The organism is Paraburkholderia diazotrophica, from assembly GCF_900108945.1.
Taxonomy (GTDB): domain Bacteria; phylum Pseudomonadota; class Gammaproteobacteria; order Burkholderiales; family Burkholderiaceae; genus Paraburkholderia; species Paraburkholderia diazotrophica.
The window spans coordinates 1-13,061 of the sequence record NZ_FNYE01000056.1 but is presented as its reverse complement, the minus strand read 5'-3'; the positions used below and the strand labels follow the sequence as shown (position 1 = coordinate 13,061).

Below are 13,061 nucleotides of genomic sequence, written 5' to 3'. Positions count from 1 at the left end.
GCGTGAGCTATAAAACAGGCGTTGAAAAACGATGGAGTGAAACATGAAACGTCTGTTGGCTATCGTCTTGTTGCTTGCAGGTGGACTCGCTGTCGAAATCGCGCACCCCATTCAGTGTTCACTGATCAGCGCGAGCCGGCCGTTCGAGAAACGCCGGAAATCCCGGACGTAGCCCGATCGAAAGATTGCGGCCGCGCAGAGTTTGTATCTGTACGTATAGGCGACACAGTCGGATACCCAATGCTGCAATACGGATTCACGCCGGACACAAAGCAGATACCTTCACCCGTTTAACTATCTACACGTCAGGGATCGCTGCTGATCGAAGTCTGAAATCGATGACGATCCACTTTTTTGAATCAATTCATTTCGTGAGGTAGAAACCATGAAACTCCGCTCGCTCATTATTGCCGCCGTTGTCGCTCTTCCCGCTGTTTCGTTCGCTCAATCGAATCAGCCGGTCACGCGTGCCGAAGTGCGCGCTCAACTGGTCGAATTGCAACAGGCCGGCTACAACCCGGCGAGCGATCAGACGCAATATCCGCAGAACATCCAGGCTGCTCTTGCGCGTATCGACGCACAGCGTAATGTCAGGGCAAACGCATATGGCGCGCCTGCGGATTCGGCATCGGCGTCGGGATCGCCTGCGAAGGCGAAAGAGATCATCGGGCTCGGTCTTGTTTACGCCCACTCCTGATCGACTGTTGTTGACGCGTCGAAGCAGGGCCTGGACGCAGCGGGCAAACGAGGTATCTGCTGGGCAGATAGACGTATTCAAACCCTTCGCTTGATCTTCTGCATGACGGGTGCGACATTGAGCCATCAGTTCTTCATGAGACTTCCGGCCAATGAGCACCCTCACCACTGCGCAACGTATAGGCAGATTTGCCCACGAAGCGCACCTCTCTGATCTCACACCGCAGGCGCGTCAGGTGTTCAAGCGCAACATCCTCGACAGCCTCGGTTGTGCAATCGCTGCGCTGCCGGGCCCACCGTTCAAGGCGCTCAGAGAACAGTTCGACGAGTATCGCAGTGGCGGCACATGCACGCTGATCGGCGGCGGCACGACCTCGCCCGATCAGGCCGCGCTATACAACTCGGGTCTCGTGCGATACGTGGATCTTCTCGACAGCTATATGTCGCCCGGCGGCCTCTGTCATCCGAGCGACAACTTTGGCGCGATACTCGCGGCGGCCGAACATGCATCGGCGAGCGGCGAGGATTTCATGCTTGCACTGGCGGTTGCATACGAGATCGGATGCCGCATCACCGCGATCGTCCCCGTGATGGCGAAGGGCTTCAATCACGCGATTCAACTGGCGATCTCGTCGGCGGCAGGGGCGGGCAAGCTGTTCGGTCTGAACGCCGATCAGATCGCGCACGCGATCGCGATCGCAACCGTCGACAACATCTCCCTTTCCTGCGTGCATTCCGAGCCCGTGTCGCAATGGAAGGGGTTTTCTCCGGGCATCACGGGCATGCGGGCCGTGTATTCGGCGTCGCTGGCGAAGCGCGGCTTGACGGGCCCGCTGCGCCTGTTCGAAGGCCCTAATGGGCTCGTGCGGATGTTCGGTCAGCCGCTCGACATCGACTGGGACGACAAGCGGCTCGACGTCGTGCATCAGACGATCATGAAGAAGTACTGCTCGCTGATTCACGGTCAGCCCGTGCTTGAAGCGACATTGGAACTGAAGCGCAAACATGGCCTGACGAGCGACGATGTAGAAGAAGTGGTCTGCGACATCTTCCAGACGGGATACGACATCGCGGGCGGCGGAGGCTTCGGTGCTAAAGACGACCCGCAGACGAAAGAGCAGGCCGACTACAACCTCAAGTATCTGATTGCGGCAGCGCTGCTCGACGATCAGGTCGGGCCTGCGCAGCTTGAACCGGCGCGTATCCAGGCCGCCGATGCGCAAGCGTTGCTGAAGAAGGTGACGGTACGTCCCGAGGCAGAGTTTTCCGCTCAATATCCGCATGCGTTGAACACGCGCATAACGATCAAATGCCGCAATGGCCGCGTGTATTCAAAAGAACATGTGGGCTTCGAAGGCGGACTCGATAATCCATTGACGTGGGAACGCACAGTCGACAAGTTCAACTGGCTGAGCGAGCAATACGCAGATGAAGCGCTTCGAGGCCGGATCATCGATCTGGTGTCAACGCTGGAAGCGCACTCCGTGGCGGAGTTGATGCAACTCCTCGCGAAAGTGAGTCCAGAAGCAGGATTCCGGGCAAAGCACCCGGGCATTCAATAGTCGATTCAGGCATTCAGGAGATTCGAATGGCCCTTATTTCATGTGATATGCGGTACGGCAGAACGGACGAACAGAAGCGCCGGCTGGCGGCGGGTTTGCTACGCGTAGTCAGCGAAGCGACGGGCGAGACGAAGAATGACATCTTCATCGTCTTTCGTGAAGGCAGAGGCATCAACTTCGTCGAGCACGGCGAGCATCTTCCCGAGTACGTCGAAGGTGCGGCGAACGACAAAGATCTGATCAGCCGCCTCAAATAGCGGTTGCAGGAGACAGGAGAACCATTGTGCCATTTATCGAATGCCATATCACACAGGGATTGACGCTCGCGCGTCGCGAGCAGCTCATTCGCGACATCATTCAGGTCACGCACGACTCGATCGGCTCGGACCCGAAGATCATCAACGTAATCCTGCATGAACATCCGCCCGCCAATATCAGCGTGTCGAGCCGTATTAACGGAGAAGACTTCCGGAAAGAGACGACAGGCTGATTGCATGCGTGCCTTACGCGGCAGCACGTTCATTCCGTGGGTGCGCATTGAGGCTTTGGTGTACGATGAGGTCCACCTTGTATTGCCGTTCGCAATGAACGGTCCTGTCGATCTCATAGAGGTGCACAGCATGGATGTTGCCGACCTCAAGGTGTTCGAGGCGGTTGCCCGTCACGGCAGCATGAACCGGGCGGCCGCCGAGCTTCATACGGTCCAGTCCAATGTAACGGCGCGAATCCGCGCTCTCGAACGGGAAATCGGTGTTGCGCTGTTTCATCGTCATGTGCGCGGTGTCAGCCTCACGCCCGCGGGGCAACGAATGCTGCCGTACGCCGCGCGCATGACAAAGCTGCTTGCTGACGCAAAGCTTGCCGCGCTCGACGACGGGCCGCCTTCGGGCACGCTTGCACTCGGCACGCTGGAAACCACGGCGGCGCTCAGACTGTCACCCATATTGAGCAATTTCGCGCGTGTTTATCCGCAAGTCCGGTTGTCGCTGACGACGGGCACGAGTTGCAGTCTCACGGAAGATGTCGCGGAATGCAGGCTCGACGGTGCATTCGTCGCCGGGCCTGTCGATCATCCGGATCTGCATGCCGAGACGATCTTCGAAGAAGAACTCGTGCTGGTGACGCCACGCACGGTGCGTTCGGTCGATGCACTGCCCGCCGTCAAAGATCTCAAGACAATCGTGTTCCGGCTGGGTTGCTCGTATCGTCAGCGGCTCGAAGCGCTGCTTGCTGAAATGGGCATCGTCACCGCAACACCGCTCGAATTCGGTTCGCTGGATGCGATCATCGCGTGTGTCGCGGCCGGCATCGGCATTACGCTGCTGCCGCGCGGCGTCGTCACGCGCGCAGCCGAGCAGGACATCGTCGCGGTCCATCCCGTCGCCGCCAGCACGGCACGCGTCTCGACGCTCTTTATTCGCCGACACGATGCTTATGTGTCCAGCGCCATGCAGGCATTCGTCGAAGTGGCGCGTTCGGGGCTCGGCCCCGTTGTAATGGCCGCAGCTTAGGCCGCTTGCGCGTGAGTATCGACTAGCCTGGTGCGCCGGCTGACGCTATTGCGGCGAAAGAACTCGGTGCAATAGTCGACGAATGTTCTGAATCGCGCGGGAAGCAGTTCTCGATGCGAGTAGAACAGGCAGATTTCAACTTCGCTGTCTGATAGAGAACTGCCCGGCAGAACGGCAATGAGCGTGCCCTTCGCAAGATCTTCACGCGCCATCGCTTCGGGTAGCTCCGCGATGCCGGCGCCCGCAAGCGCCGCGGCGCGCAGCAGTACATCATTGCCATCCATCGACGACGCGGGAATCACCTGCACCGGCTCGCCGTCTTCGCTCATCTGCACGTAGTTCGAATTTTGTTGCCGCGACTGCGAAGGCAATAGCAGGAAGTGCGCAGTGAGATCGGCAGTGCAACGAGGCGTGCCGTATCGGGCGAGGTAATCGGGCGATGCTGCGAGCATCCGTGATGACCTGAACAATGTCCGCCGGATCACGGCCGACTGCTCGACCTGATGCGGAGGAAGCATCGCCATGTCGAACTGTCCGTCGTAGAGATTGACGGCACTTTCGTGTATCGACACGACGAGATTGACGTTGGGCGCAACCGCACGATAGCCGGCCAGAAACTGCGAGAATGTCTCGCCGATCAGTGTCGGATGAACGGCAAGGCGCAGCTTGCCGCTGTCGACTTCACGCTCGCGAGTGATGCGGCGATTGGCTTCGTCGAGTTCTTCTAGCAGGCGGCAGCAGCTTACGTAATACGATTGCGCTTCTTCTGTGAGTGTGACGGATCGCGTCGTGCGATGAAGCACGCGGGTCTGGATCGATGCTTCGAGCTTTGCAATGGCCTTTGAAATGGACCCCGTCGTGACGCCGAGCGATGCGGCCGCCTTGCTGAAGCTCTGATGCTGCGCCGCCGCGACGAATGCTCTCAACATATAAAGCTGGTCCATGTCCCACCCGGTTCCATTTGCTGCTTCATAGCACTGCCATTACTCTAGCAATGGATTCCGGGGATAACGCGCGGTTTGTTTTGATACGGGTATCACTGCGAGAGATAGCTAACGGACCGGCCAGTCTCGCTGAAGAATGGAACGCGAATGCGGCTGCTATTTCCGCTTCATGCATCTATCTGAATACGCGGATCGAAATCGAATTCGAGCCGGATGCCGCCGGGTTCGTAGATCATCGTGTGCCGCTTGGGTCCCGCGCCGAGGTTCTCCGGCGCAAAATCGATCTTGACGCCGGGCCATCGGGACACCCGCTCGAACACTGCGCCAAGTTCCTCTTCACTGCGAACACGAAACGCCAGATGATGCAGCCCGACATTCGTCTTGCGGTCGAATTCGATGCGGTTGGTGGAATCGGCGACTTGCCACAGCGTCACCATGATCTTGCCGTCCGATACGAAGGCGGCAGGGTAGTCGGGTTTTTCTCCGACCTGTGTCCAGCCGAGGCAATTGATAAAGAAGTCACGCGTCACATTCAGATCGCGAACGGTCAGTCCGACGTGATCGATACCGGCGGTGAACGGTTGGGTGGTCATTTTCTGGTTTTCCTGTGCAGTCGGGACGATCGCGACTTTTGGCGCGGCCGATGCAATTATAGGAACGCGAACTCGCAAAGATTCTTGAGCGGCAAGAAACGGAGATTTGCGGTCGGGCATTATGCTGACGCATGGTATGGCGATTGCCGCGTCACGGCTCATTATGCCAACGCGTCGCCGCCATGCTCGAATACGCGTCTATTGCGGCCGCGTGCCCCTCATCTACACTTGATCATACTCGGGCACTCGCGTATACGCGGCAGAAGGAGCCGGGAATGACGGATAAGACGACGGCGGCTGCAAGCAAACCGATCACGATCGGCGGATTGACGATCCGGTATCTGATCGACGGAACCGCGACGGGTGGAATGGGCGTGTTCGAGTTGACGGTGCCGCCTGGCTCGCGCGTACCGCCGCCGCATAGTCACACGAACAATGAAGAGTGCGTCTATGTGCTGGAGGGGACGCTCCGTTATGCCGTCGATGGCGTCGTGCGCGATCTCGCGCCTGGCGACTGGATGCACACGCCGCGCGGATCGGTGCACGCGTTCAGCAACCCCCACGCCGCAACGGCACGCGCGCTTATCGTTCTTACACCGGACATCGGGGCGCAGTACTTCCGCGATGTCGGCGCGGTGATCGACGCAGGTAGTCCGCCTGATCGCGCGAAGCTCTTTGCCGTCATGTCGGCCTACGGACTGGTTCCCGCTGCGCAGCAATGAGCGGCACAGCAGGCGTTGGACGCAGATAGCCAACCCGACTATCTAACGCAAGCGCTTGCGCCTGCAAAAACTTGCCCGATACAAACGTTTGCCCTGTTGGTGTGAACTTCGACGTCGTGCATACTTGCAAACTGCACGCCATTCGAGAATGGGCAACTCAGTGCAGTGCGACGCAATTCGAACAAAACCACGAGAGGAGAAGACCAGCCATGCCGTTGGTGCCGCTGTCGCAACGGGAAGTCACGATCGGGGTTCCGCTGCCGTTCTCCGTCTACGCGGCGGATGGCAAGCTGCTGATAGGCCGGGGACATGTCGTTCATAGCGAAGCGCAGTGCCAGAAGCTGTTTGCTTTAGGTGCGTACCGGCACACGTTTCCCGGCGAGCACTGCGACGATGTTAAGCCCGCGCACGACGACGCGCCCACGCCCGCCGCGCGCACGCACCGCAATCACGACGAGCAGGACTTTATCGGAAGCTTTCCGACGACGGGGTGCGTGCCCGAGGATTTCGTGGTCACGCTTGCAGACGACGGTGGAATTTCGGCGCGTACGCAGTTCGTTGGCTTGGTGGAGAAGGTCAGTGTTCTCGTCACTGGCAATGACATCGATCCCGCTTTCATGTCCGGCGCAGCTATCGACGGTCAGTTCATCGCGGGGCGTTACTGCTACTCGTTCCAGTCGGAAGTCATCGGCCGACACACGATGCCGTTCGAAGTGCTCTATTTGCGCTATCCCGCAGAGGTCCGCTCGCGCACGCTGCGCCGGAATGTTCGCGTGGGCATCGACGTTACTGCGCGTCTGTCGAGAAACGACCGGCCGATGGCGGGCACGGAAGTGCGCGCGGTCGATCTCAGCTCGACAGGTGTGGGCCTGCTCGTGAACGCGAACTCGCCCGCACCCGGCGAGCACTTCAAGCTCACGCTGCCGCTCGCGCGCGCGGGTCGCGTACGCACGGCGCCATTGAACTGCATTGCGCGCAACCGGCGCACGAAGGGCGGCGAAACCTTGATCGGCGCGGAGTTCGGCAATACGTCGGGAGAAGTGCGCGCGCTCGTGAGCGACTTCGTGCTGGATGTACTGACGGGGGCCGTCGCGCGCGAACATCCCGCAGCGGGAGAGGGACGGTTCGCGTAAGCGGCGACAGGACCGAACTGGCAGTACGGGAAAAAGGCAGAAGGATACTGGCGTCTGTGCTGAAGAATGCGAATCGGCTCTGAGAGATGCTCGTCGTGCGGCGGATAAAGAATTCTATTCGCCGCTATTCTCTTTATGTATGGGCGACGTGACGAATACGGAATGCGCAGTGCGCTTACGTCCAGTACTTATAGTCGCTCATACTGCGTTCATAGCCGTGAATGTCATGATGTTCGCCACGCCTGCGCGCGGCAGCCCGGCCATATCCGTCGGGTTTCTGCGTCTGCGCGCGCTCGCGTTCCGGAGCGACTGCCGTCGGGACGGGCGCAGGTGATGCCGCTTCAGCGGCAAGACGTTCGAGCGGCAATTGGGCACTCGCTCCGACGACGAGAATCGCCTGCATCAGACCAGGCGCCTGATACGCGCACGTCGCGGCAAGCGCGACACTGCAAGCCGCAATGGCATAACCTGCCCGAAAGTGAGGGAAGCTGATCGTATGCATCATACGTTCTCCACTGCGCGCATAAGATGGCCAGGCATCTCATGCGTGTGCTCGTCAGGAAGAATGCCGTCGAGCATTTGTCTAAGGTGCGACGTCGAAAAATCGTTAAAGGTTTTGATCTTTGCGCCGACATGATGTCTGCATGAATAGACGGCAAATACGCTGGTGTTTTGAAGTTGCGAATCAGCGAATAACCGAATAAGCCTTCGATTGCGAGTCTCGTCGGCGACGACGCAATGAAAAGGCAATGCAGCGCCGCCTGCGCCCGCAAGCGCCGCGAGGCGGGCAGCTTCGATATCGTTGATTACGAGCTGACCTCCCGCTTCATGACTCGTGCGATGCGTCTGAAGAAAGCGGGCGCGACAATCTGCACGCTTTTCATTGGCCGATCAATTTGCAGACATTGCTGCTCGGGTCGGGCAGTGTCGGCGCTGACACAACGGATACGTCCACTTCACCATGCGCGGCAAGAACTGATGGGAGTGCATCAACTCGCGCAAGCGCAGCTGCACGCACATCTCCATCACGCCAGCAGACCTACAGCACCAATCGAAAACAGGCAAATAACTGAATCAACCCTGAAATAAGCCCTTTTCTACCGTTTTGGAAATGACGCTGGCCTGGGCATAATGCTAGCTGTACACGGTCGTTGAAAAAGGGACGTTTCTTTTTTACCGACCGCCATTGCACTAAAGAGCTGGTCCCTTCCTCGCTCGCGGCTCTGCAGTAGCCCGGCCAATTCCACCCAGCCTCGTTGCGCGCATCGCGTGCGGTGCGCTCCTACTGTTTTTTCACGTTCATCCGTGAAGGCCACGATTTGGCCCGTTTTAGGAATCAACTGATGAAACCGGCAAAGAATACGTTCTGGTCCCGTTATGGCCGCTATGTGATGCTTGGCGCGATCGCGACTGCCTTCGCGGCGCTTGTCACGTTTTTGCATCTACGCCACGAACAGCGCAATGCGATGGCGTCGCCGGTGCTCGGAGGCGTTGCGAGCGAAATGCGCAAAGACACGTCGCCATGGACCCATCAAGAAAGAGACGCGTCCGAAATGCTGCGCGACATTCGCGATCACAACGTGACGGCCATCGGCGTGAGTCCGAATGCGATCCTCGTGTCGACGGGCGACGGAGCGAAGTACTACGTCACCGATCACAACGCGGCCTTTTCGAATGCGCTGCTGCTCGGCGAAATGAAGGCGGACGCGCGTGCTCCGTATCAACTCGTATGGCTGCCCGATGCGAATGTTCATACGGGCTCCGCGCGTTGGGCGGATGCATTCGACAAGACGCGCGACGTAATCAGCCTGCTGTTGCCGCTGTTGCTGATCGGCGGGCTTGCGTGGTTCATGCGCCGCGAAATGACGAGCGGTGCGCGGCTGCTCGAAAAGACGCCCGCACTGTCCTTCGACGACGTGATCGGCGCGGGCGAAGCAAAGGCTGCACTGGCCGACATTCAAGCCTATCTGACGAACCCGAAGCAGTTCACCGGCATGGGCGTGCGCGCGCCGTGCGGCATTCTGATGACGGGCGGCCCCGGCGTCGGCAAGACCCGGCTCGCGCAGGCGCTCGCGGGCGAGTGCGGCGCTAATTTCATCTCGATCACGGGCAGCTATTTCAGCGCGAAGTACTACGGCGTCGGCATTCAGAAGGTCAAGCACCTGTTCGAGCTTGCGCGCAAGAATACGCCGACTGTCATCTTCATCGACGAAGCGGACGGCCTCGCCAAACGCACGGACACGGGCGGTGGCTCTGTCGAAGCGGAGAGCAATCGCATCATCAACCAGTTGCTCGCGGAGATGGACGGCTTCGAATCGAATGAAGGCGTCATCATCGTCGCGGCGACGAATCACCCGGACAATCTCGACGAGGCGTTGCGTCGTCCAGGCCGTTTCGATCGCACGGTGCAGGTGCGTTTGCCCGATCTCGAAGATCGTGCGGACATCATTCGTTTCTATGCCGAGAAGCTGAAATCGAAATCCGACGACATCGACTTCAACCAGCTCGCGCGATTGACCACGGGACTTTCGCCCGCGACGCTCGCGATGGTCGTCAATCAGGCGGGACTCGTCGCGCGCAAGGCAGGCGATGACGTGATCGCATCAAAGCATTTTGTGGAGGCGATCAAGATTGCGCGTATCGGCGATGTGAATGGCGCGGAGCGCGCACTCACGGAAGACGAGCGTACCCGTATCGCTGTGCACGAGGCCGGCCATGGACTGGTTGCCGCGCTGCTCGGCACGGGTGTGCTCGAAGAGGTCACGATCTTGCCGCGGGGCGGTGCGCTTGGCGTCGCGTTGATCACGAAGGCGCAGGACAAGCATCTGTATCGCGAGACCGAAATGCGCAACGAAATTCAGGTGCTATTGGGCGGCCGCAATGCGGAATTGCTGATGTTCTCGGAGGCATCGAGTGGCGCGGCGCAGGACTTGCAGGAAGCGTCGCGCATCAGTCTGGACATGGTGTCGAAATTCGGCTTCAACGCAGATGGCAATCTGTTCAGTCTCGCAGCGCTGCCTGCGCAATACGCGGGTTTGCAGATGAAGAACGCGATCGAACACGCGAACATTTTGCTCAAGGACCTGAACGAAGCCTGCTATGCGCTGCTGCGCGACAACGAGCCGGTGCTGCGCGCGATTGCAGACCAATTGCTCGAATCGGAGACGGTGCCGGGTGAAACGGTTTATCGCCTGATCGACGAACACAAGGCAAACCGGGACGCGCTGCATCTCGCGGAGCAGCCAGCGGCGGCCTGATCAATTCGTGAGCGACTGCGGGTGCTCTCAGTCGCTAAACAAAAAACAGCGAAACAAAAAACAGGAACTTCCGCCGAAGATATTTTGTCGACGAACCTCGCGGCCCTTTAGTGGGCGTAATTCACAGTCAAAGCGCGAGGAGGCTTGCAGATGGACAAAAGCCGCGTTGCTGCGCTCGACGTCGGTCGGGCGCTCGCGATCGTCGGGGTTGTCGCCGTACACCTGTCGTTTCAGTTTCCGAATCTGCCGCATGCCGTGACGTTACTGGCCCGCATGGGCCAATATGGCGTGCAGCTGTTCTTCGTGATCAGTGCGATCACGATCTTCATGACGCTCGAAACCGATCACGCACGTTGCGTGGATGCGCGTCACGTCACATTGCGTTTCTATATCAAACGTTTCTTTCGCATCGCTCCGCTGTATTACGTCGCGATTGCCGTTTATGGCCTGATCAGCTATGGCGCAACGGAGTCGGGGTACGAGCGCGCATGGGTTCTCGGCTCGCACGGTCCCATCGATGTTCTGCTCAACATACTGTTTCTTCACGCGCTGTCGCCGACGGCGATCAACAACGTCGTGCCTGGCGGATGGTCGATCGGCGTCGAGATGCTGTTCTATCTGATCGCGCCGCTGCTGTTCTTTGCGGCGATGAATCGCGTGCGGCTCGTGCTGGCGACGTTAGTGTTGCTGGTGCTTTCCGTTGCATCGATGTCGATCGGCGATTGCCACGGCACACTCGACTGTCACGTCGGAAACAACTCGTTCAGCTATTTCTGGCCGCCCGTGCAAGGGCCGTGCTTTATCGTCGGGATGTGGGCGTGGTATGGATTCCGTTCGCATTTGATGGGCACGTCGAACGTCACCAGGCGCGCGGCGTCGCTCTATTTCGCGCTCGCACTGAGCTTTGCGCTGGCGACGGCGGCGCTCGGCGTATGGCTCGCAAAAGGGCATCAATTCGCGCCCGTATTTGCCGCATGCAGCGCGGTCGCTTTCTTGTTGTTCGTAGCCTCGCAGTGCGATGCGATACGCGACCTGATGAGATCGCGCGGTGCGTTCGTATTGCGTCGATGCGCAGCGGCGTTAGGCCGGGAAAGCTACGGCATTTATTTGTGGCACTTCATCTGCGTGTACGCGACATTTCATTTCTTCGCGGACATATTCAGGCAGACAGATCGGGATATGTCGATTGCGCTTTTCGTCGTGACCGTGCTGATCGCGCTCGCTGCCTCGTATGGGTTCTCGCGCCTCTCGGACCGGCTGATCCAAGGCCGTGCGACGCAACTGTCGCGCAAGCTGCTCTCGCACGTCGATGGGCGCTTTTACCCTTCGCGGCGCACCTGATGCGGGTGCGCACTGATAACGAGCGCGATGCTTTCTTCATTGAAAGCTCGCTGATAGCAGGTGAATGCGCATCGTCAGCGATAGCGTGAAGACGCGCCAATCATTCGGCAACCGCAACGCGACCCAGCACGCATGCAATCGCGTGTAGATGCCGTGCCTGTCTTCCCGTTGCAGATCTCGGACGCCGGCCGCTACGCCCCGTCACATCGGCGTTCGCGCGGCGTTATGTCTATTCGACATGACCCTCATGCGCAATTTGCATTGGACGGCGCAGTGTCATTCCGGGGACCATCCGGCACTCGCTCGATGGCATGCGCGCTATCGACAACACGTCTCGCGGCGCACATTGCGACAGTTGTCGCGCTTCGCTATCGAATTACAAGGAAAGCCGGAATATTCAGCGTCAGGATGAAGCGACCTGGCGGTTCCGTGCATCTGAGATATGAGGAAGACAATTGAATAGCTCTATTCAACGGCACATCGGCCCATTTGCGCTGATGCTGACGGGGCTCGGCTCGATCATCGGATCGGGCTGGCTGTTCGGCGCCTGGAAGGCGGCCAAGATTGCAGGTCCTGCCGCGATCTGCGCGTGGGTGATCGGCGCAGTGGTGATTCTCGCGATCGCGCTGACGTATGCCGAGCTGGGGTCGATGTTCCCCGAGTCGGGCGGCATGGTGCGCTACGCGCGCTATTCGCACGGCGCACTGGTGGGTTTCATCAGCGCGTGGGCCAACTGGATCGCGATCGTGTCGGTGATTCCGATCGAGGCCGAGGCCTCCATCCAGTACATGAGCACGTGGCCGTACGAGTGGGCGCACAACCTGTTCGTGAACGGCGAACTGACGGCGCCGGGGCTGCTGCTCTCGGCGGTGCTGGTGATCATCTATTTCATGCTGAACTACTGGGGCGTGAAGGTCTTTGCGCGCGCCAACACGGCGATCACGATCTTCAAGTTCATCATTCCGGGCCTGACGATTCTGGGCCTGATGATGAGCGGCTTTCACAAGGAAAACCTCGGCGACGGGTTGGGCGGCACAGGCACGTTTGCGCCGTACGGCTGGTCGGCGGTGCTGACGGCCGTGGCGACGAGCGGCATCGTGTTCGCGTTCAACGGCTTCCAGAGTCCCGTCAACCTGGCGGGCGAGGCGCGCAATCCGGCGAAGAGCGTGCCGTTCGCGGTGATCGGCTCGATCCTGCTGGCGCTGGTGATCTACGTGCTGCTGCAGATCGCGTACATCGGCGCGGTGAGCCCGGCTGACGTGATGAAGGGCTGGAACCAGTTCAACTTCAAGTCGCCGTTCG

The 13,061-nt window shown here is 59.4% G+C and carries 14 protein-coding genes; 10 read left to right on the top strand and 4 right to left on the bottom strand.

Annotated elements, in window-relative coordinates; translation table 11 throughout:
• Window positions 1-385 precede the first annotated feature (385 nt).
• The 5 genes from BMW76_RS36915 (at window position 386) to BMW76_RS36895 (ending at window position 3,769) form a co-directional block, all read left to right on the top strand.
• Window positions 386-697, top strand: coding sequence for a DUF4148 domain-containing protein (locus BMW76_RS36915; protein WP_090873711.1), 312 nt, complete (start codon window positions 386-388; stop codon window positions 695-697).
• Window positions 698-848: 151 nt separating this feature from the next.
• On the top strand, window positions 849-2,258 hold the full coding sequence (locus BMW76_RS36910) for an MmgE/PrpD family protein (protein ID WP_090873710.1): 1,410 nt from the start codon (window positions 849-851) through the stop codon (window positions 2,256-2,258).
• A 26-nt stretch (window positions 2,259-2,284) separates the two neighbouring features.
• The gene (locus BMW76_RS36905) at window positions 2,285-2,515 is read left to right on the top strand and encodes a tautomerase family protein (protein WP_090873709.1); all 231 of its coding nucleotides are present in this window, start codon (window positions 2,285-2,287) and stop codon (window positions 2,513-2,515) included.
• Between the two features lie 26 nt (window positions 2,516-2,541).
• Window positions 2,542-2,748 carry a tautomerase family protein gene (locus BMW76_RS36900; RefSeq protein ID WP_090873708.1) on the top strand — a complete coding sequence of 69 codons (207 nt, stop codon included), beginning with the start codon at window positions 2,542-2,544 and terminating at the stop codon, window positions 2,746-2,748.
• Window positions 2,749-2,878: 130 nt separating this feature from the next.
• Window positions 2,879-3,769, top strand: coding sequence for a LysR family transcriptional regulator (locus BMW76_RS36895; protein WP_090873733.1), 891 nt, complete (start codon window positions 2,879-2,881; stop codon window positions 3,767-3,769).
• Here BMW76_RS36895 and BMW76_RS36890 read toward each other — a convergent pair.
• The gene (locus BMW76_RS36890) at window positions 3,766-4,713 is read right to left on the bottom strand and encodes a LysR family transcriptional regulator (protein ID WP_090873707.1); all 948 of its coding nucleotides are present in this window, start codon (window positions 4,711-4,713) and stop codon (window positions 3,766-3,768) included. The two genes, BMW76_RS36895 and BMW76_RS36890, sit on opposite strands and share 4 nt — an antisense overlap.
• A gap of 167 nt (window positions 4,714-4,880) precedes the next feature.
• Window positions 4,881-5,306, bottom strand: coding sequence for a VOC family protein (locus BMW76_RS36885; protein ID WP_090873706.1), 426 nt, complete (start codon window positions 5,304-5,306; stop codon window positions 4,881-4,883).
• A 275-nt stretch (window positions 5,307-5,581) separates the two neighbouring features.
• Between BMW76_RS36885 and BMW76_RS36880 the strand changes: the two genes are divergently transcribed.
• Complete coding sequence (locus BMW76_RS36880) at window positions 5,582-6,028, top strand: cupin domain-containing protein (protein WP_090873705.1); 447 nt, start codon at window positions 5,582-5,584, stop codon at window positions 6,026-6,028.
• A gap of 209 nt (window positions 6,029-6,237) precedes the next feature.
• On the top strand, window positions 6,238-7,161 hold the full coding sequence (locus BMW76_RS36875; protein ID WP_090873704.1) for a PilZ domain-containing protein: 924 nt from the start codon (window positions 6,238-6,240) through the stop codon (window positions 7,159-7,161).
• Between the two features lie 175 nt (window positions 7,162-7,336).
• Here the strand turns inward: BMW76_RS36875 and BMW76_RS36870 are convergent, their stop codons facing one another.
• Both BMW76_RS36870 and BMW76_RS42325 read right to left on the bottom strand, forming a co-directional pair.
• A complete protein-coding gene (locus BMW76_RS36870; protein WP_245763545.1) occupies window positions 7,337-7,666 on the bottom strand; it encodes a hypothetical protein in 330 nt (109 codons plus the stop codon).
• Window positions 7,663-7,959, bottom strand: coding sequence for a type 2 periplasmic-binding domain-containing protein (locus BMW76_RS42325; protein WP_245763546.1), 297 nt, complete (start codon window positions 7,957-7,959; stop codon window positions 7,663-7,665). Before BMW76_RS42325 ends, BMW76_RS36870 begins: the two co-directional genes overlap by 4 nt.
• A gap of 545 nt (window positions 7,960-8,504) precedes the next feature.
• Here BMW76_RS42325 and BMW76_RS36860 point away from each other — a divergent pair.
• The 3 genes from BMW76_RS36860 to BMW76_RS36850 all read left to right on the top strand — a co-directional run.
• Window positions 8,505-10,418 carry an AAA family ATPase gene (locus BMW76_RS36860; protein WP_090873703.1) on the top strand — a complete coding sequence of 638 codons (1,914 nt, stop codon included), beginning with the start codon at window positions 8,505-8,507 and terminating at the stop codon, window positions 10,416-10,418.
• Window positions 10,419-10,568: 150 nt separating this feature from the next.
• Window positions 10,569-11,759: an acyltransferase family protein gene (locus BMW76_RS36855; RefSeq protein ID WP_090873702.1), complete on the top strand. Its 1,191-nt coding sequence runs from the start codon at window positions 10,569-10,571 to the stop codon at window positions 11,757-11,759.
• A gap of 455 nt (window positions 11,760-12,214) precedes the next feature.
• A partial coding sequence (locus BMW76_RS36850) for an APC family permease (protein WP_143062415.1) occupies window positions 12,215-13,061 on the top strand: 847 nt, incomplete at its 3' end.